The 18611-nt window shown below is 39.7% G+C and carries 21 protein-coding genes and 1 pseudogene; 6 read left to right on the top strand and 16 right to left on the bottom strand.

What is annotated here, in order from left to right; all coding sequences use genetic code 11:
• Nucleotides 1-117: 117 nt before the first annotated feature.
• The 4 genes from argS to speE all read right to left on the bottom strand — a co-directional run bounded on the left by argS (nt 118) and on the right by speE (nt 4942).
• On the bottom strand, nt 118-1785 hold the full coding sequence (argS, locus tag MHB55_RS03470; protein ID WP_340862600.1) for an arginine--tRNA ligase: 1668 nt from the start codon (nt 1783-1785) through the stop codon (nt 118-120).
• Nucleotides 1786-2205, bottom strand: coding sequence for a DUF1934 domain-containing protein (locus MHB55_RS03465; RefSeq protein WP_340862599.1), 420 nt, complete (start codon nt 2203-2205; stop codon nt 1786-1788).
• 1026 nt (nt 2206-3231) lie between these two features.
• Entirely contained in the window at nt 3232-4104 is an 873-nt protein-coding gene (gene speB / locus MHB55_RS03460) for an agmatinase (protein WP_144539775.1), read from the bottom strand.
• A 4-nt stretch (nt 4105-4108) separates the two neighbouring features.
• Nucleotides 4109-4942, bottom strand: coding sequence for a spermidine synthase (gene speE / locus MHB55_RS03455; protein WP_144539777.1), 834 nt, complete (start codon nt 4940-4942; stop codon nt 4109-4111).
• 167 nt (nt 4943-5109) lie between these two features.
• Between speE and MHB55_RS03450 the strand changes: the two genes are divergently transcribed.
• Nucleotides 5110-7194, top strand: a complete 2085-nt coding sequence (locus tag MHB55_RS03450; protein WP_445678244.1) for a transglycosylase domain-containing protein — start codon at nt 5110-5112, stop codon at nt 7192-7194.
• A gap of 341 nt (nt 7195-7535) precedes the next feature.
• On the opposite strand, the pseudogene MHB55_RS03445 reads toward MHB55_RS03450, so the two are convergent.
• Nucleotides 7536-7809, bottom strand: a pseudogene (locus MHB55_RS03445) (transposase); the annotation flags it as partial.
• Between the two features lie 786 nt (nt 7810-8595).
• Entirely contained in the window at nt 8596-9111 is a 516-nt protein-coding gene (locus tag MHB55_RS03440) for a YwhD family protein (protein ID WP_144539781.1), read from the bottom strand.
• A gap of 67 nt (nt 9112-9178) precedes the next feature.
• Between MHB55_RS03440 and MHB55_RS03435 the strand changes: the two genes are divergently transcribed.
• A complete protein-coding gene (locus MHB55_RS03435; RefSeq protein WP_144539783.1) occupies nt 9179-9364 on the top strand; it encodes a 2-hydroxymuconate tautomerase in 186 nt (61 codons plus the stop codon).
• Nucleotides 9365-9383: 19 nt separating this feature from the next.
• Here MHB55_RS03435 and MHB55_RS03430 read toward each other — a convergent pair whose 3' ends face one another.
• The 3 genes from MHB55_RS03430 to MHB55_RS03420 all read right to left on the bottom strand — a co-directional run bounded on the left by MHB55_RS03430 (nt 9384) and on the right by MHB55_RS03420 (nt 11570).
• Nucleotides 9384-9899 carry a YwgA family protein gene (locus tag MHB55_RS03430; RefSeq protein ID WP_340862597.1) on the bottom strand — a complete coding sequence of 172 codons (516 nt, stop codon included), beginning with the start codon at nt 9897-9899 and terminating at the stop codon, nt 9384-9386.
• Between the two features lie 13 nt (nt 9900-9912).
• Entirely contained in the window at nt 9913-11208 is a 1296-nt protein-coding gene (locus MHB55_RS03425) for an HD domain-containing protein (protein ID WP_144539787.1), read from the bottom strand.
• A gap of 134 nt (nt 11209-11342) precedes the next feature.
• On the bottom strand, nt 11343-11570 hold the full coding sequence (locus MHB55_RS03420) for a DUF1450 domain-containing protein (protein ID WP_144539789.1): 228 nt from the start codon (nt 11568-11570) through the stop codon (nt 11343-11345).
• A gap of 156 nt (nt 11571-11726) precedes the next feature.
• Between MHB55_RS03420 and MHB55_RS03415 the strand changes: the two genes are divergently transcribed.
• The gene (locus MHB55_RS03415) at nt 11727-12350 is read left to right on the top strand and encodes an RsfA family transcriptional regulator (protein ID WP_144539791.1); all 624 of its coding nucleotides are present in this window, start codon (nt 11727-11729) and stop codon (nt 12348-12350) included.
• Nucleotides 12351-12481: 131 nt separating this feature from the next.
• Here MHB55_RS03415 and MHB55_RS03410 read toward each other — a convergent pair whose 3' ends face one another.
• Together MHB55_RS03410 and pta are read right to left on the bottom strand one after the other, a co-directional pair.
• A complete protein-coding gene (locus MHB55_RS03410) occupies nt 12482-13312 on the bottom strand; it encodes a lipoate--protein ligase family protein (RefSeq protein ID WP_340863953.1) in 831 nt (276 codons plus the stop codon).
• Between the two features lie 20 nt (nt 13313-13332).
• Nucleotides 13333-14277 (bottom strand): phosphate acetyltransferase, encoded by a 945-nt coding sequence (gene pta, locus MHB55_RS03405; protein WP_144539793.1) that lies wholly within the window; start codon nt 14275-14277, stop codon nt 13333-13335.
• A gap of 150 nt (nt 14278-14427) precedes the next feature.
• Here pta and hemQ point away from each other — a divergent pair, with 150 nt between their 5' ends.
• From hemQ to gerQ, 3 genes are all read left to right on the top strand, one after another.
• Nucleotides 14428-15177 (top strand): hydrogen peroxide-dependent heme synthase, encoded by a 750-nt coding sequence (gene hemQ, locus MHB55_RS03400; RefSeq protein ID WP_144539795.1) that lies wholly within the window; start codon nt 14428-14430, stop codon nt 15175-15177.
• Between the two features lie 103 nt (nt 15178-15280).
• Nucleotides 15281-15706, top strand: coding sequence for a cell wall hydrolase (locus MHB55_RS03395; protein WP_222123076.1), 426 nt, complete (start codon nt 15281-15283; stop codon nt 15704-15706).
• 19 nt (nt 15707-15725) lie between these two features.
• Nucleotides 15726-16088 carry a spore coat protein GerQ gene (gene gerQ, locus MHB55_RS03390; protein ID WP_340862595.1) on the top strand — a complete coding sequence of 121 codons (363 nt, stop codon included), beginning with the start codon at nt 15726-15728 and terminating at the stop codon, nt 16086-16088.
• Between the two features lie 183 nt (nt 16089-16271).
• Here gerQ and MHB55_RS03385 read toward each other — a convergent pair whose 3' ends face one another.
• The 5 genes from MHB55_RS03385 to MHB55_RS03365 are packed head-to-tail and all read right to left on the bottom strand — an operon-like array spanning nt 16272 to nt 18563.
• The gene (locus MHB55_RS03385) at nt 16272-16652 is read right to left on the bottom strand and encodes a DUF423 domain-containing protein (RefSeq protein ID WP_144539799.1); all 381 of its coding nucleotides are present in this window, start codon (nt 16650-16652) and stop codon (nt 16272-16274) included.
• Between the two features lie 22 nt (nt 16653-16674).
• Nucleotides 16675-16935, bottom strand: a complete 261-nt coding sequence (locus MHB55_RS03380) for a YwdI family protein (RefSeq protein ID WP_144539801.1) — start codon at nt 16933-16935, stop codon at nt 16675-16677.
• Nucleotides 16935-17111, bottom strand: coding sequence for a uracil-DNA glycosylase (locus MHB55_RS03375; RefSeq protein ID WP_154311535.1), 177 nt, complete (start codon nt 17109-17111; stop codon nt 16935-16937). The genes MHB55_RS03380 and MHB55_RS03375 overlap by 1 nt, the downstream gene beginning before the upstream one ends.
• A gap of 35 nt (nt 17112-17146) precedes the next feature.
• The gene (locus tag MHB55_RS03370; protein ID WP_144539804.1) at nt 17147-17800 is read right to left on the bottom strand and encodes a uracil-DNA glycosylase; all 654 of its coding nucleotides are present in this window, start codon (nt 17798-17800) and stop codon (nt 17147-17149) included.
• Nucleotides 17801-17804: 4 nt separating this feature from the next.
• Nucleotides 17805-18563 (bottom strand): DUF4230 domain-containing protein, encoded by a 759-nt coding sequence (locus MHB55_RS03365; protein ID WP_340862594.1) that lies wholly within the window; start codon nt 18561-18563, stop codon nt 17805-17807.
• Between the last annotated feature and the right edge of the window lie 48 nt (nt 18564-18611).

Genomic DNA, 18611 nt, shown 5'->3' with positions numbered 1-18611 from the left:
CTCAAGTTCTTGCTTTTTATAAACTTGTTATTTTCCTATTTAATCTGTTTGATTACACTAATAAACAAACAAAAGAGGCATTAAGAATTGGTTTCTTAATGCCTCTAGGAATTTTAATTACATTTTTTCTGGAGCAGATACTCCTATTAGTTTTAATGCATTTGCAATTGTTTGGCGTGCAGATGTTACTAGCGCAAGACGTGCTTCTGAAAGAGGTACATTGTCAGCGTTTAGTACTTTGTCTGCATTATAGAAACTGTGGAATGTTGCTGCTAGTTCCTGGATATAGGTTGCTACACGGTGAGGTGCACGAAGTTTCGCTGCATCTGCTACAACTTGTGGGAAGTCACCGATTTTTTTCAATAGATCAAGTTCTTTTTCGCTTTGCAATAACTCCAAGGAATTTGTAGACGCCTTCATTCCTTGTGTTTCTGCAGAACGTAAAATAGAACAAATACGAGCATGTGCGTATTGCGCATAGTACACTGGGTTTTCATTGGATTGAGAAACGGCTAAATCAAGGTCAAAGTCCATATGAGAATCACCAGAGCGCATACCGAAGAAATAACGCACAGCGTCTAATCCTACTTCTTCCACAAGCTCACGCATCGTTACAGCTTTACCTGTACGTTTACTCATTTTCATTTTTTCGCCGTCTTTATATAGCTGAACCATTTGGATAACAGATACTTCTAGCTTTTCACGTTCATATCCAAGTGCCTCAAAAGCAGCCTTCATACGCGGAATGTATCCGTGATGGTCTGCTCCCCAAATATTAATGAGCTGATCGAAGCCACGAGCCAGCTTATTCTCATGGTATGCAATGTCTGGAAGTAAATAAGTGAATGAGCCATCACTTTTAATAAGTACACGATCCTTATCATCTCCAAATGTAGTAGAGCGTAACCAGGTTGCCCCCTCTTCTTCAAAGATATGACCGTTTTCACGTAATTTGTTTAATGCAATATCAATTTTTCCGCCTTCATATAAGGAGGTTTCCGAGAACCAATTGTCAAAGCTTACACGGAAGTCTGATAGATCCTTTTGAAGCTTCGCCAATTCAACTTTTAAACCATGTGTACGGAATGCTTGGAAACGTTCCTCATCTGACATATGAACAAATTTATCCCCATGCTCTTTTGCAATGTCAGCAGCAATATCGATAATGTCTTGTCCTCTATATCCGTCTTCTGGCATTTCCTTTTCCATACCTAATGCTTCAAAATATCGCACTTCAATAGAAACGGCTAAGTTATTGATTTGATTGCCTGCATCATTAATATAATACTCACGAGAAACATCATAGCCGGCAAAGTCCAATACGTTGCATAAGGAATCTCCCACAGAAGCTCCACGAGCATGCCCTAGGTGTAGGTCACCTGTTGGATTGGCAGAAACAAATTCCACTTGAATTTTTTCTCCAGCCCCGGATTTCGTACGTCCGTAATTTTTTTCTTCAGTAAGGACAGCTTTCACAACATCTTGTAAATAATCTTTACGTACTGTAATGTTCATAAACCCTGGACCAGCAATGTCAACTTTCTCCATCATTGTGCCATCCATATTAAGATTTTCAATGATTGCTTCTGCAATTTGACGAGGGTTTTTCTTCGCAATTTTTGTTAATTGCATAGCAATATTTGTTGCGTAGTCGCCATTTGCTTTGTCTTTTGGTGTTTCCAGATGAACAGATGGGAGCTGCTCTTCTGTCACAAGCTCTGCTTTAAGAATTGCTTGTTGTATTGCTTCCTTAATAGATTGTTGTACTTTTTCTACTGCGTTCATTTATTCCGCCTCCGAATATATTAGTTCTAATTTATATGTACCGACCACTTCTTCATCCACTATTAGTTCATAATGTACTAGAAAATGACCATCCTTGAATTGTAAATGCTTTGTATTTGTTGAAATCATGAAGGTGCCGTAACCTGTGTCATAGCTACCGGTTTGCTGCTCTCCCTTTTGAAATGGAAGACGCATTTTAACGCCACCGCTTCGCAATATCAAAGCAGACTCCTCATGTAATTTGACTGTTGTTCGAACAGCTTTTTCATTCTGTACTTCCTCATAAACTAAATAAGGCTGCTCTCCCTTTAAGGTTAGAACGCCCGTAGTGCGAATGTCAAAGAATTCTTTTTTTGCTTTAGGGTGTTGGATCGTTGATCGTAAACGAACTTCAACTGATTTTTTTAATGGTTCAGACATGGACTTCATCCTTTAGAGCATATTAATGATTTATTTAATTTCTATTGCTTGCTTCCATAGAATATATGGTAGATTTCCGCTTTAGTCGGACGCTTTCCGTGGGGTGAGCGATAAGCCACCACCGCCGCTTGCGCGTCGTTTGTGATGTCTTATCTGTCTCACTCATCCCACTGGAGTCGCCGACTGCCGCTACAATCATAAGATGAGTATATATGAGATTAGCTAGAGTGAAAAAAATTATACGATATCCATCAAATATAAATTGCTTGCATGAATAGAATAGATGGCAGATTTCCGCTTTAGTCGGGCGCTTTTCGTGGGCGATAAGTCATCACCGTCGCTTGCACGTCATTTGTGATGTCTTATCTGCCTCACTCATCCCACTGGAGTCGCCGACTGCCGCTACAATCATAAGATGAGTATTTATGAGATTAGCTAGAGTGAAAAAAATTATACGATATCCATCAAATATAAATTGCTTGCCTGAATAGAATAGATGGCAGATTTCCGCTTTAGTCGGGCGCTTTCCGTGGGGGGAGCGATAAGCCACCACCGCCGCTTGCGCGGCGTTTGTGATGTCTTATCTGTCTCACTCATCCCACTGGAGTCGCCGACTGCCGCTACAATCAACTAAACAATTGTTAGTATGCAAACCTAATTACTAATTATAACTTTTAAAAGAAGTTTGTTAATATAACCTTCATATTATAGCTTAAATTTCGCTTAAGTTACAACTAAACCTTAAACACTATACACTATTAGCAGCTGTTTGTTAGAGTAATGGAATAAATAGTTATAAATATCATTTTAATTTTACTCAATACAAAAAAAGTGATGTCCATTAAAGAACATCACTTTTTTCTTTATTAAATTGCACTCCCGCGCACTGATCGTCGCAGATACATTTAGATATTACTTTCTATTTTACCCAGCCTAAAATCATTTCGCGTAGGAGCTTCGATGCAGTGTTGGCGGTTTGCTTCCGCTTCACTTTGTTCAGCTACGCAGAATAATGGAGACTATTTTCTATTTAACCCATCCTAGTAGCATTTCTCTCATTAGCTTCGATGCAGTGTTTGCGGTTTGCTCCGATTGGTCGTAGATTGGGGCTACTTCTACAAGGTCGAAGCCTACTACGTTAACACCTGAGTTTGCGATAGCATGGATGGAGGCTAGCAGCTCGCGGCTTGTTATTCCTCCACAGTCTACAGTTCCTGTTCCTGGTGCGTGTGCTGGGTCAAGCACATCGATATCAATTGTTACATAGACCGGACGACCCTCTAGTGTCGGAAGTACTTCCTTCAATGGCTCTAGCACTTCAAATTTGGCGATTTGCATGCCATTTTCTTTAGCCCAGTCGAACTCTTCCTTCATTCCAGAACGAATTCCAAATGAGTAGACGTTTTTTGGGCCAATATATTCTGCGATTTTACGGATTGGAGTTGAGTGAGATAGTGGCTCGCCTTCATATTCCACACGTAAATCGGTGTGAGCATCCATGTGGATAATTGCTAAATTATCATATTTGTCTGCCACAGCTTTCATTACTGGCCAAGAGACTAAATGCTCTCCGCCCATGCCAACTGGAATTTTCCCATCTTGTAACAATTGACGAATGTAATCACCTATTAGCTCGAGGCTTTTCGCTGCGTTTCCAAATGGAAGAGGGATATCCCCTGCATCGAAATAGTTTACGTCATCTAGCTCTCTATCAAGATATGGCGAATATTCCTCTAGCCCGATAGAAACCTCTCTAATGCGTTGTGGCCCAAAACGAGATCCTGGACGGTAGCTAACTGTCCAGTCCATCGGCATACCATAAATAACTGCCTGAGCTTTTTCGTAGTTTTGCTTACTTTTTATAAATACATTGCCTGAGTATGCTTCATCAAATCGCATGGGCTTACTCTCCTGCAAGGTCTTTCACAAATTTCGGTAAAACGAATGCTGCTTTGTGAAGCTCTTTTGTATAATATTTTGTATCAATATCGAAGAATTGTTCCTCTGGAACCTGTAGTGGATCATATTTCTTCGAGCCAATTGTAAAGCACCAAAGACCACTTGGATACGTAGGAATATTAGCTAAATACATATTTGTAATTGGGAATATTTCCTTTACGTCCTTTTGGACCTGACGGATTAAGTCTGCCTTAAACCAAGGGTTGTCCGATTGAGCAACAAATAGACCATCTTCTTTTAGTGCTTTAGAAATACCAGCATAGAATCCTTTTGTAAATAGATTTACTGCAGGTCCCACTGGTTCTGTTGAATCTACCATAATAACATCATACTCGTTTTCAGACTCAGCAATATGCATGAAGCCGTCTCCAACCTGCACATCTACACGAGGGTTTTCTAATTCACAAGCAATCTCTGGTAAATATTTTTTTGAGTACTCTATTACTTTTCCATCTATATCAACAAGTGTCGCTTTTTTTACTTTTGGATGCTTCATAATTTCACGAATTACTCCACCGTCTCCTCCACCAACAACTAATACGTTTTCTGGGTTTGGATGTGTAAATAAAGGAACATGTGCCACCATTTCATGGTAAACAAACTCATCCTTTTGAGACGTCATAACCATTCCGTCTAAAAAGAGCATGTTACCCCATTCTTCTGTTTCTGCCATTTCTAACAGTTGGAAATCCGTTTGCTCAGTATGAAGTGTGCGTTTCACCTTCATTGTGATGCCAAAATTCTCGGTTTGCTTTTCTGTAAACCAAAATCCAGCCATTTATCTATCTCCTTCCAATACATAATTCTTTTACTTTATCAAAAAAGTAAATACAAAGAAAGTATAGAGGTTTTTGGCAAAAGTGCAATAGTTTTTTGTTTTCCCGTTTAATTTGAATCTATTGTTCTCATACTGATAGAAACATGGATGAAAACGGGGTGGATTTTTTGAAGCGCTCGCAATATAAAAAGAAGGCAACTCGAAGTAAAAGAGTAAAAAGAGTATTTTTGTTAGGAATTGCCGCAAGCTGTGCAGTTTTAAGTGCCCTGGTCACTCTTCGCATTTACGCTCAAATTGTTGGTGCCCCTATAATACAAGTTCCTATTTCCTCTGTTTTTTTAGACAGTCAGGATAATGTTATTGGAGACCGCTTTGAGGATCAACGTAGATACTGGGTATCTCTTGATGAAATGTCGCCTTTCATACCGCAGGCTACTATTTCTGTTGAGGACCAGGAATTTTATGAGCATAATGGATTTGATTATTCTCGGATTGCCTCGGCTCTTCTAAAAGACGTAAAGGCTGGCAAAAAAGTAGAGGGAGCCAGTACAATTACTCAGCAATATGCTCGTAATGTATTTTTAACCCACGAAAAATCATGGACTCGTAAATTGAATGAAGCATTATATGCCTATCGGTTAGAAATTTTCTACGAGAAGGATGAACTTCTAGAGGGCTATTTGAACACTGTTTACTTTGGACATGGGATGTACGGAGTAGAGGCTGCAAGCAGGTTTTATTTTGGGAAGAGCGCTAAGTCTTTAACTCTAGCAGAGTCTGCTCTTCTTATGGGAATTCCAAAAGGTCCTACCCATTACTCCCCTTTAGTTAATGAGGAAAAAGCAGTCAATCGTCAAAAGCTAATTTTACAACTTATGAATAATCAGCAGTTTATCACTGCTGAGCAAAAAGAACATGCAAATCAAGAGCATTTTGTATTAAAAACCGAGGAATCAGTAGTTACTAAAAAGACAGCACCATATTTTTTAGAAGAGGTATGGAAGGAAGCAACAAATATTGTAGAGAGCAAGGGGCGCCGTATTGAAGAGGGCGGTTGGACGATTACGACCACATTAAATCAAAAGCATCAACAGGCAGCTGAAGAAACTATAAAAAAATGGATGCCAGAGGGCGAGCTACAAGTTGGATTCGTCAGCATGGAACCAAAAACAGGTTACATTACTGCTATGGTTGGGGGACGAAGCTTTACAGAAAGTCCCTTTAACCGGGTTACACAGGCAAAAAGGCAGCCTGGTTCAACGATTAAACCTTTATTATTTGCCGCTGCTCTAGAAAATGGATTTTCTCCATTGACCTATTTAAAAAGTGAACGAACAATATTTACCTATGATAACGGACGTAGAGAATATGAGCCCAAAAATGTAAATGGAGAGTTTGCTAATCATCCTATTTCCATGGCTCAGGCTATTGCCATCTCTGATAATATCTATGCGGTTAAAACATTGGAGCAAATAGGCTATAAGCCTTTAGAACAGTTGGTCGAGCGCTTTAATATCAATATGGAAATTGACCATACTCCTGCCGTTGCCTTAGGAACACCAGAAGTATCCTTACTAGACATGACAAAGGTTTATAACACAATATCGGATAAAGGGGTTCAGATGCAACCAACCTATATTACTAAGATTACTGACAATGATGGAAAAGTATTGTATGACGTCACAGAGGAAAAACGTAAGGGTAAGAAGGTGCTATTAGAAGAGGATGCATTTGTTTTGTCTCACTTAATGACAGGAACCTTTGATCCTACCTTTAATGATTACTCCCCGGCAACTGGTATTAGCATTCGTGCAAAACAAACTCGTCCTTACGCGGCTAAATCAGGAACAACCAATACTGACCAATATTTAATCGGCTTCTCCCCTCAGCTTACTACTGGGGTTTGGAACGGCTACGATCAAGGAAAAGCTGTAAGCGATGCCGAAGCAAAGCAGGTGACCAAGCAGGTTTGGATTGAGTTTATGGAGCTGGTTCATCGCGGATTGCCAGAAGAACCGTTTATTGCTCCAGCGGGAGTTCGAGGAGTCATAGTTGACATTGAAACTGGCGGAATTGCAACAGCTGATTGCGATAAGCAGAGACTTATTTACTTAAAGGAGAAGGATGTTCCGAAACAGCTTTGTACGGATCCACGTTTGAAACAGCATACCTTTGAAGATCTTACAGCGGATGAAAACGGAGACAATGATGAGCCATGGTCTATCTTCCCCTTCCCCTTCTTTGGAAATTAAAACGTATTAGAAAAAATGAGCTGCAAGCATTTTGCAGCTTTTCATTTTGGTTCTTATTACGCCATGGTTGGCGTTTTCCATGTCAAACTGGCTAGTTTCTTAAGATTTAAGTCAGAAAAAGTCCCTGCATGGACAATTTTTTTAATTCCTTTAGGGTTGTCCATCGCATACCATGCTTTTCTTTACTCTTTCCATATACTTCTTTAATGATTGTGTCGCAAGTCCTCAGCTACATCCAGGTAGTCATGCCAGATGTGGCGTTGAATCATTTTTGGTGATTCTTACTATGCGTACACTGGCTAAATCACTGGACACGACTCTCAAAAAGAAGGAGTCAATGCATACTGGCGGTATGCCACATTCGTTTCAATTTCCTTGTTTGTCTGGCGCATGGAACGGATACCAAAGCTGTATTAGATGAATGTCATCTGGATCAGTACTACAGAATCTATGCTGGGTCTCCCTATGGTTGAGTAAAGACCTTCAACTAATCGATAGATAAAGGAGAAATCAATTGCCGCATCCAGTTTGCGCACCAGATGGTCTTTAGGAACCAACTGCTCTATGGTCAGTATCTCCAACTGTTCGCGTTCATTGAGTTTGATTCTTGGCCATCCTATCCATCCCCTCATTCCTTTAATAGGAAGCACTGTTGATTGGAGCGGAGAGCGGCGACTCCAGCGGGAATAGCGCGAGCTGAAGACCCTGGACTGAGCGTAGCGAGGGAAGCGGCTGAAGCCGTGCCCGCGGAAAGCGTCCGCTCGCAGCGGAGATCAACATTTCTAGCTTTATCTCTTAAAAGAAAAAAGATTGTAGGCAAAACACCAAAATTCATGGTGTTTATCTACAGTATGAGAGCTGCAAGCGTTTTGCAGCTCTTTTACATTTGTAAGATTACTCATAATCGAAAGTTCAGTTTTAATAAGTACAATAAATGAAATTGTAACTACTCCATAAAAGATTACTTAGTCCCTTCTTTAGATGAAGTGACTAACTTCTACTCATTGTAATAACATGCAGCAAGCACTCTCCCCCGCCGAACGGGTTCGCAAAGAGCGAAAATCAAACAAATGTATTCTTTATTTTTAAAGCAATCAGCATATACACTGAGGCTAGATAAGCACCTTTGAAGAAGCATATGCTAATTTAGCACAAAATAAAAAGCCTTCCACCCTCCTAAGAGAGTGAAAAGCTTTTTCTTAGTATAACTTTCTGCTTAAGGTAGGAATGTTTTGGATTGGGTTTCACAATGCTTCCCAGCCCGCTACTTACTCATATTACTAAGTGTCCTAGCATTACTGTGAAGTAAGCTTTAAGTAAATTGTACTTTCTTTTTTCGATTTATTCAACCACCTAAACGGACTAAATTATAATCGAATTGAACTATAAATTATTTTAATATCATATCTCAAGGTCTTGGTGAAGCTTGATATCGCTTCTTTCCCAGATTTCTAGGTTATGGGATTGTAGGAAACTCTTTAAGATTTCTTTTGAGCGATTGTCCATAAAATCGACTAAAATTTGTCGTTTCATCGATTTATCCATTCGATTTACATGGTCTGCTAAAATCTTATAGCCACGTCGCTTCTCCCGATTAACCACCATCTCACATGCTGCTACTCCCGCGTAATATGGTCCGTCCGCTTTATGGTCAATTGTTACCCAGACTAGCCAATAGGGCTTACCGCCTTCGGAATCCTCACGATTTGTAGTAAACTTGATGCCTCTTTCTGTATCGCTTCTAGCATGCATGGCACCTATTTCTACTTTTGCTGTGCCTTCTTCTATATCTATAATGACTGGAGATACGTTCTCTAGAGATAGAGAGCCAATTCCAAATCCCTTATGCCCGTCTGTTGGGTCATTTTTTATAATTGTAAATCCTACTTTTTGTTTTGGTTTTTCTTCATTAGTCATGCGTAAACTCCTTTCACTCTGTTATGATGTTAAGTATACTGATAATTTCTACAAAGGAGGTAACGAAATGCCATATGTAACTGTAAAAATGTTAGAAGGTCGTTCCGATGACCAAAAACGCGCATTAGTAGAAAAAGTGACTGAGGTAGTTGCAGAAACAACTAATGCACCCGTTGAGAATGTAGTTGTGTTCATCGAAGAGATGCCTAAAAACCATTACGCTGTAGCTGGTACTCTTTTAAGCGATAAATAATTACCTTAGAAAGCTATCCCTAGTGGATAGCTTTTTCATTCATCAAATTCATCACAAAAGAGAAAGCCTCTTCAATTTCTTCCTCTGTGTAATTCAATTTCCCTTTTACAACGTGAACTTTTTCTATTTGTTCTTCCTTTGGAAAGTTCTCAAAGTATAATAGCGTAGAAACTAGCTCTAGAAAACGGGAGCTTTTTTCTTTCATTTGCTCAATGCACATCTTCAATGCTGGACTTGCCTCTGGTACCTGAGCCATTTCCATAAAATGTTCCCCTGCATCCGTCATTTGATATTTGTATTGGACATACGAGCCTTTGTCTTGTCGTTCCTCCTGCAAGAAGCCCATATTACAAAGCTCCTCTACACGTAATGTTAACTCTTCTGAGTATGGCCCATAAATATGAAAATCATATTTCTCTTTATATGGAAACTGCAACTTCTTAGCAATATAGACCATTTTCTGTAGTTTCTTTCTTCCCGTGATCCCGTCTGCTGCTCCGATAAATTGTACAATTTTTGCATGTTCCTCTAACAATACAAACCCACCTCTATTTTAGTAAATCGAGTATCTGTTTCTTTAATGCCTTCTTCTTGCCATCTGCTGTTAAGAAGTCCTCGGGAAAATATAATTTATGGTCTGTGCGTCTTTTCCCTGAAATAGCCTCTACTACCTCTGACTGGCGAGAGAGCTCTCTAATTTCTCCATTTGGCATTTGAAGGTGAATAGGAATACGTTCTCCCTCTTCCCCTGGACGATAAAAATCGTAAGGTAAATCGGAGGACGAATCAAATACTAAGTAATACTCTGGATCGATTCCAGCCCGTTTAAATAGCTGCTCTAACTCCTTCATTTTTACGTAATCCTTAGCCAAATCAAACTCTATATATTGGAACAGCTTACGATTCACAAAGCGATTACACAAATCAGATAGGATAGAATCCTTCTCGTTCATCCATAGTTGGAAATAAGTCAATAAAACTCCCTCATCTAGCGCAAGGTAATCCTGTAGGGTAAAGCTATTATCAAAAAAACGCAAAAAGTGAGTAGGCTGCTGTTCAAAGGCATAACCAGTTTCACTTAACGCTTTCGCACGATGTAAAATTTTCGTTAAAATAACTTCTGCACTTCTGGAAACTGGATGAAAATATACTTGCCAATACATTTGATAACGACTCATAATATAATCTTCCACTGCGTGCATCCCAGTAGATTTGATAACCACTTGATCATCTAACGGACGCATAACTCGTAAAATCCGCTCCATATCGAAATGCCCATAGCTTACCCCGGTAAAATAAGCATCTCTTTGCAAGTAATCCATACGATCTGCATCTATTTGACTGGAGATTAAGCTTACAACTTGTTTATTCGGATACGTTTTACCAATGACATCCGCCACTTTTTGTGGAAAGTCATCGCTCACCCTTGAAAGAATTTCATTTACCTCTGTATCTCCAAGTAAGATTTGTTTCGTAAATTCCTCATGGTCCAAGCCAAAAACATTTTCAAATGCATGAGAAAATGGTCCATGACCTAAATCATGTAGAAGTGCTGCACACAAAACTACCAGTCTTTCAGAGGGGTCCCACGCAGGTCTTCCTTCAAAACTATCGTCCACGATTCGTCGTACAATTTCATATACACCTAGTGAATGATTAAATCTGCTATGCTCTGCACCATGGAATACTAGATAGGTAGTGCCCAGCTGTTTAATACGTCGAAGCCTTTGGAACTCCTTAGCGCCGATTACATCCCAAATCACTTGGTCGCGTACATGAATATAACGATGGACTGGATCTTTAAATACTTTTTCTTCTGCTAGCTTTTGTGTAGCATAGCTCATTTGTCACCCTCCAGTCTCTATATAAAAAAAGCTAATTACTATTAACTATTAAGTATAAAGAAAAAAGCCGCTTATGAAAAGGCGGCAATAGTTCAATACATATAGGATAACCTTCTTGCAAAGAATGTCTATTATTATGACTCCAGCTTGGCGCGTACTTTCTCCATTAATTCGTCTTCGGTTAAAGCTGCTACTGGACGATTATTAATAAAAGCAAATGTCTTCTTGCGGCCAGGGCCACAGTATGACTGACATTCTTTTATTTCAACCTCTGCCTCTGGATCGATTGCTTTTAGTTTTGGAATTAATGTTTTTAGGTTAACGGCCTGACACTCATCGCAAACTCGAAAATGGTTTGCCATAGTACACAACCCTTTCTATAAATAGATATTGTCTACACGTCATTGTATCTTAAAGTTTATATTGCTATCAAGTGTAAATTACGTGAATAAAAGAGCGATATGTTGTCCATGATGTTAATAGAACAACGAAACTATGAACATGGTAGGAGGACAAACATGGTAAAGATAAGACAAGACGCATGGATGAGAGAAAACGATGAATTGTTAGCAGAATTAGTGTTAAGACACGTTCGAGAAGGTAGTACTCAGCTAAACGCATTTGAAGAAGCAGGTGACGAGTTAAATCGTACTGCCGCAGCCTGTGGGTTTAGATGGAATGCAGTAGTTCGCCATCAATATGAAACAGAGCTAAAGGATGCAAAGAAAGAACGTAAAGAAAAGCTACGTATTTTAGGTAAGGATTATCGTCGTAGAGGAAATGGAATATACTTAGCTAAGCCTCAGGAAGAAGGAGAACGCACTCAATCTATTCCTGTTTCAGCATTATCCATAGATATAATTATTGCTTATCTAGTACGTTTACAGCACAGTGATTCAGATATTTCTAGATACCGCCATATGGCGACTATTTCGAACGAAAAGATTCGTAAGTTAGAAAGCGAGCTTGCAAAACTTGAAAAAGAAAACGCAGCGATTAAACAAGATTACGAGCAATTTGTTCAGATTATGAACCGCGCTCGACGTCTAGTAACTTTAAATGATGAAGAGATGCCAGCTGTTCCAGTATTTCAAATGGAGAAAAACGGCAATCTAGTAACAAAAGAACCACCAACCGTTTAATCGATTGGTGGTTTTTTCTATGTTTATCTAAAATCTTTTATTGGTCTATACAAGTATAACAAGCAAGTAGCCGATCATAGAAACTAATACTTTGTGAACGCTAGCCAAAGACTAAGAAACTATGCCGTTCTTCATCCTTCTAGCATTTTTTGGTTTCGCTTTAGCACTCTTTCTAAATAGAAGTGATATAATTCCGCTTCCTCTTGGGTAAGTGATTGCGAGATTACTTGTTTGGACAGATGCTGTAGTAACCTCTGTATGCGTATTACGATATCTTGCACGCTAAAGTTTGTTTCCAATAACTCATTGAGAGAGGCCATTACATCTGGTTTAATCTGTGGGTAAGTAAACTTAGTTTCCTCTCCCTGGATGCCAATACTGTAAAACTCTTGGATTAGGCGGGCTCGTTCGCTTCCGCTTCCTTCCACACAAAGATATACTTGAACGGCAATTCCCTGTCTTAGCCTTCGTTGTGAAATTCCAGCAAATTTCTTGCCCTCGATACTTAAATCATAGGAACCTGGACAATAGGATCCTACAATTTCATAAGCTTCTATTTTACCTTCTGCCTCTGGAAAAAGTAGCTGGACAAACGCCAACATAACTTCGTATCCGGTCGATATATCTATGGATTGATTTTTTTCGGATAGCACGATTGATATATTTAAAACACCTTCATCCAACACAACCGCCAGTCCTCCTGAATTTCGAACAATCGGATTGTAGCCACGTGTACGCAAGAAATCTTGGGCGTCTTCAACAAACGGTAGCCGATGATCCTGGATTCCCATCACAACTGTTTGATCATGTATCCATGTGCGAACAGTTGCCGGTGATTGTCCTTGTCCCACCACATGACAAAGTAAATCGTCCGCTGCAAAGGATTCTAACGCTGAACGGCTTTTCCCACTCAGTGATTGGTCCCAAAAGCGCCATGCATTTTGCTCCAATAAAACATCTATTTCTGACATTCCTATTCTCCTTAATCTAGTGCTTGAGCTGCCGTAATATAAGCAAGCTTGTATACATCTTCTGCATTACAGCCTCGAGATAAATCATTAACAGGGGCATTTAATCCTTGTAGAATCGGCCCTATTGCTTCAAATTCTCCAAGACGTTCTGCGATTTTATAACCTATATTTCCTGCTTCCAGAGATGGGAAAACAAAGACACTCGCATCTCCTCTAACCTCAGCACCTGGTGCCTTCTTATCTGCAATAGAAGGAACAACGCTTGCATCGAATTGCAGCTCTCCTTCTATCGACAAATGAGGAGCTCTTTCTTTAGCCAGAATAGTCGCTTGAACGACCTTTTCCGTTTCCTCTGATTTCGCAGAACCTTTTGTTGAAAAGGATAGCATAGCTACTTTCGGCTTTATACCAAAGGCAGCAGCTGTTTTTGCTCCCTCTATCGCTATTTCTGCTAAATCCTCACTTGTAGGAGCAATAGTGATTGCGCAGTCTGCAAAAATATAACGAGTGTCATTCTTTACCATTAAAAATGCTCCACTCGTCTTAGATACACCAGGCTTTGTCTTGATAATTTGCAATGCAGGCCGAACAGTTTCAGCTGTTGTGTGGGCAGCTCCACTAACTAAGCCATGAGCTTTTTTTGTGTACACAAGCATCGTACCGAAATAATTGACATCCATTAATATCTCTTGTGCTTGCTCAGGTGTCGCTTTACCTTTTCTTCTTTCGACAAATGCATTCACAAGCTCGTCCATATATTCATAAGTTTTAGGATTTAATACTTCTAGTTCAGGTGTAATTTCTGCACCACTGCCTATTACGATTGGGTGAATTACTCCCTCTTTCTGTAACTTCAACGCTGCCTCGATGATTCTCTCATCATTTCCCTCAGGTAAAATTATAGATATGTTTTTGCCTCTTAGCCTATCTTTTATTTCTTCAAATAAATCTGCCATAACTACGCCTCCTTTAAGGATTATTTATAGAATAAGCATACACGAGTTTGTCACATTATGTCATTCTAAAATGGGGCAAATAAGGGAATTCTAAATTCGGGTGTGGTAAACTAAATATGCGAAATATTTATTAAAGGGAGTGTCATAATAATGAATGAAGCAGCTATTACATTAGATGGTTGGTACGTTTTACATGATTTCCGACAAATGGATTGGGCATCATGGAAACAAGTAGATCCTGAACTTCGTAAACAAGCAACAGATGAATTTGTTGCATTTTTAGATGAATTACAACAAGCAGATGATGCAAAAACCGGAGCGCATGCTTTCTATACTATTGTTGGCCAAAAAGCAGACTTTATGTTAATGACGTTACGTCCAACTATGGATGAATTACAAGAGCTAGAGGCACGATTCAACAAACTTACAATCGCGGACTTTACGCTTCCTGCATATTCTTACGTATCAGTAGTAGAATTATCTAATTACCTGTCTGGTGAATCAAATGAAGATCCTTATCAAAATCCACATGTGCGATCACGACTATATCCACAACTTCAGCGTTCTCAATACGTTTGCTTCTACCCAATGGACAAACGCCGTGAAGGTAATGATAACTGGTATATGCTTCCAATGGAACAACGCAAAGAATTAATGCGCAGCCACGGAATGATCGGTCGAAGCTATGCTGGAAAAGTAAAACAAATTATCTCTGGTTCTGTTGGCTTTGACGATTTCGAATGGGGAGTAACATTATTCTCAGATGATGTACTTCAATTTAAAAAATTAGTTTATGAAATGCGCTTTGATGAAGTAAGTGCTCGATATGGAGAATTCGGTTCATTCTTCGTTGGTACTATTTTAGAAGGAGAAAAACGTTCTACTTTCTTCAATCTATAATTGGAATATATGAAAAAGGCCGCCTTTTGGTGGTCTTTTTTTATCTGCAAAATTTGTCATGTTAGGTCATGCATTTACATAGTTTAATGTAGGAGGTGATGCATTGGCAGTAGTTAAGGCTACATCCAAACAAATCGACCTACTAGCAAGGCTAATGCGGGCAGAAGCGGAGGGGGAAGGCGAGCTAGGAATGTTGATGGTCGGCAATGTTGGCGTTAATCGAGTTCGTACTGCTTGTTTAGATTTTGAGAATATACGAAACCTCGAAGAAATGGTTTTTCAACGCCCGGGTGGTTTTGAAGCTACTACTAAGCCATATTTTTACCAGCGTGCAAGAGATGCCGACATAAGATTAGCACAGCGAGTGGTCAACGGTGAGCGTTTTCATCCGGCTACTAGATCACTCTGGTTTTTTGATCCAGGTGAGAATACGCCATGCCCTGCTCAATGGTATGGTCAATGGAATACCGGGCGTTTCAAAGCACATTGCTTCTTTTCACCTACTGCAGAGGAATGTCCAGAGATTTAAAAACAGAGAGGATGTATAAATGGTTCAGTATTATTGGTACCCTGGTAGCTATCCAAATCAGCAATATCAACAAGGACAACAACAAGCACAGCAAATCCCTGGTCAACAACAGCAGTATACTCCAGGTGTGCAAATACCCGCTGGCGGGCGCCAAGAAGAATCCTATGTTGAAAACATCTTGAGAGCAAACAGAGGAAAATTAGGCACGTTCTATTTTACTTTTGAAAACAATGCAACACGAAACAATGTAATCGTGACTGGGTATGTAGAGGCTGCTGGACGTGACCATGTTATTCTCAGCGACCAAAATGGTAAACGTTACTTAATGTTAATGATTTACTTTGATTATGCCACATTTGATGAAGAAATAAATTACTATTAAAAATGTATGGCTTATTCTTTTTTAGAGTAAGCCTTTTCTCATGAGCAAAATATATATTACTAATGCATACCTCCCCCAGTGTATCAGATGCTTTGACACTGCCTCTCCACCTATTGCCCTTCTTAAGCATGCACATAAAAAAAGCAGACTCTTCTTTCTCCAGAGCCTGCCTTAATTTATTTATTAATTTGCGTATTTTGCCGCTGCAACTATTAGCATTATCCAACCTGCTAGGAATGCTACGCCACCAATTGGTGTGATTGCGCCTAGGACACTAATGCCCGTTAAGCTAAGGATATAAAGACTTCCCGAGAAAATAATAATTCCTGCAAGTATAAGATAACCCGCCGTGTTTAGCTGCGACACAGACCCCCATACTTTACTGCTCATCAAGATACCAATGGCTACTAGCGCTAGAGCATGAAACATTTGATATTGAACGGCAGTTTCCCATGTTGCTAAATACTTGTCTGCGACTCTACCTTCTAATAAATGGGCGCCAAAGGCACCTAGGGCTACCGATAGGAATCCATTGATAGCACCTGCGATGATGAAAAATTTCAAGGTCTTTCCCTACTTTCTATTGTTAAAAGTCAAATAGTGATTCTCCGTTTGCATCCTCTTCCTTTAGAGTGGTGGAAGGTGCAGTTAACACATTGCTTTTGGTAACCATCATAGTAGAAGGCACATGCACATTTGGGCTCTCTGAGAGTGGCACAGTAAGTGCTACGTCACATAAAGCTTTGATAGCAGCAAGACTTTCTCGGATTGATTGGTCTCCTGAGACTGCCTTTGCCTCCTGAAGCTGTTTTTCTATTTGCAGCAAAATCTGTCTATTGGAAATCATTATTTACGCCCCTCCACTTGCTTTAGTTCAAATTTTAAGCATTCCACACCTGAAGATTTTTTTACTAATGCAGATGGGAGCTCCTTTGTTTTAAACTGGTACGCCTTACAGCCACGTGGATGGTTTGCATCCCAGGTTGTAAAAAAATGACGACATCTAAAGCAATTTACAGCCAATTTACTCCCTACTTTCTTAAGTTATATTAGCATAGTCAGAGGCAAAAATCGATTGGCTTGTCATTCCACTCTTGTAGCTTCGCATTAATTTGTGAGTAGGGTCTGCTCCCTAAAAAGCCTCTGTGAGCACTCAAAGGACTAGGGTGAGTCGATTGAATGATATGGTGCCTCGGTGTGTCTATCATTTTCATCTTAGCTTGAGCAGGCTTTCCCCATAGTACAAAAATGATAGGCTTTTCACGATCGGAAAGTTTCTGAATGACTGTATCTGTGAAACGTTCCCAGCCCATTCCTTTGTGAGAATTTGCAACTCCCGCTCTTACTGTCAAAACTGTGTTTAATAATAAAACACCTTGCTTTGCCCATTTTTCCAGATGTCCATTCGATGGAATAGGACAACCTAAATCCTCTTCTAGCTCCTTTAACATATTTCGCAAGCTTGGTGGAACTTTAACTCCCGGCTTCACAGAAAAGCTTAAACCGTGAGCCTGTCCAGGACCGTGGTATGGGTCTTGCCCTAAAATGACCACCTTTACTTCTTCATATGGAGTTAAAAGGAAAGCGCTCCCTATTTCTTCTCTGGGAGGAAAAATCGTATGTTCGGCATATTCCTTATCCAGAAAGGATTGTAGCTCTTGGAAGTAAGACTTTTCCCATTCTTCTCCTAAAACCTCTTTCCAGCTAGTCATAGCATCACTCCTCAAATTGTACTTGTACATCATATTCGATGAGCTGGAACATTTCCTGTACAGCTTTTATAGCATTTTCTTCTGCTAGCTCGAGAATTCCTTGTCCAGTAGATTCTTCAATCATCATTTCCTTGGCAGTCGAAGCTAGTTCATACGCCTCTTCAATATCGGCCTTTTCTCGAAATAATCCCTCGTAGGAAAACACCTCTACTTGATCGAAGAGTATTTCTGGACCTCCTAAAAATTCCGGCTTAGGCAATGTTAAAACAGCAGTCTTGTTTTCTTCATCTACCTTAATATCTGATTCGGTCACCTCCGAAAAATCAACACCAGCTTTAACTGACCCTGGAACTACAACTAAAAGCTGTCTCTTTGTCCCTGGTAAATCTAGTCCAATTTCTTTTCCAAAAACCGCATTATCTTGTCGTTCAATTATTACCTTTGTATATGCCTGTGCAGTGGATAATTCATTTAGCCCCTGCACCCTTTCTACAAATGACCCCTTTGTTTCTGTAAAGGTGCTCCCTTGAATTGCCCAAAATGCTGCGAATGGTAAAGCAGCAATTAGTAAGAAAGCAATAACAGAGAGGAATAGAACAGTTTTAAATTTAAATCTAGAGAAAAATAGAGGAATACTCCAAAGCTTAAAACTTCTTTTCGGTCTCTCTTCTACAATTGTAGCTGCACTTTCCTCATTTTGGGCCTTCAATTCCTTAAGAAGCTTTTCCATTGCTCGAATCTTATCATCTTTGTGCAAGTCCATCCCTCTCTTCCTATTAATCTAATACGTTTACAGTAAAGAAAAGTTTCT

Origin of the sequence: Psychrobacillus sp. FSL K6-1267, from assembly GCF_038003265.1 — a bacterium.
Classification (GTDB): Bacteria; Bacillota; Bacilli; order Bacillales_A; family Planococcaceae; genus Psychrobacillus; species Psychrobacillus faecigallinarum.
This window is presented reverse-complemented; position numbering and strand designations above follow the sequence as displayed.

Excerpts from the sequence above, each read along its gene's own strand:
- hemQ (WP_144539795.1), top strand. The coding sequence starts at position 14,428 with ATGAATGAAGCAGCTATTACATTAGATGGTTGGTACGTTTTACATGAT.
- MHB55_RS03415 (WP_144539791.1), top strand. The coding sequence starts at position 11,727 with ATGGTAAAGATAAGACAAGACGCATGGATGAGAGAAAACGATGAATTG.
- MHB55_RS03380 (WP_144539801.1), bottom strand. The coding sequence starts at position 16,935 with ATGATTTCCAATAGACAGATTTTGCTGCAAATAGAAAAACAGCTTCAG.
- MHB55_RS03365 (WP_340862594.1), bottom strand. The coding sequence starts at position 18,563 with ATGGACTTGCACAAAGATGATAAGATTCGAGCAATGGAAAAGCTTCTT.
- MHB55_RS03465 (WP_340862599.1), bottom strand. The coding sequence starts at position 2,205 with ATGTCTGAACCATTAAAAAAATCAGTTGAAGTTCGTTTACGATCAACG.
- gerQ (WP_340862595.1), top strand. The coding sequence starts at position 15,726 with ATGGTTCAGTATTATTGGTACCCTGGTAGCTATCCAAATCAGCAATAT.
- speE (WP_144539777.1), bottom strand. The coding sequence starts at position 4,942 with ATGGCTGGATTTTGGTTTACAGAAAAGCAAACCGAGAATTTTGGCATC.
- MHB55_RS03420 (WP_144539789.1), bottom strand. The coding sequence starts at position 11,570 with ATGGCAAACCATTTTCGAGTTTGCGATGAGTGTCAGGCCGTTAACCTA.
- argS (WP_340862600.1), bottom strand. The coding sequence starts at position 1,785 with ATGAACGCAGTAGAAAAAGTACAACAATCTATTAAGGAAGCAATACAA.
- MHB55_RS03435 (WP_144539783.1), top strand. The coding sequence starts at position 9,179 with ATGCCATATGTAACTGTAAAAATGTTAGAAGGTCGTTCCGATGACCAA.
- speB (WP_144539775.1), bottom strand. The coding sequence starts at position 4,104 with ATGCGATTTGATGAAGCATACTCAGGCAATGTATTTATAAAAAGTAAG.
- pta (WP_144539793.1), bottom strand. The coding sequence starts at position 14,277 with ATGGCAGATTTATTTGAAGAAATAAAAGATAGGCTAAGAGGCAAAAAC.
- MHB55_RS03370 (WP_144539804.1), bottom strand. The coding sequence starts at position 17,800 with ATGACTAGCTGGAAAGAGGTTTTAGGAGAAGAATGGGAAAAGTCTTAC.
- MHB55_RS03440 (WP_144539781.1), bottom strand. The coding sequence starts at position 9,111 with ATGACTAATGAAGAAAAACCAAAACAAAAAGTAGGATTTACAATTATA.
- MHB55_RS03425 (WP_144539787.1), bottom strand. The coding sequence starts at position 11,208 with ATGAGCTATGCTACACAAAAGCTAGCAGAAGAAAAAGTATTTAAAGAT.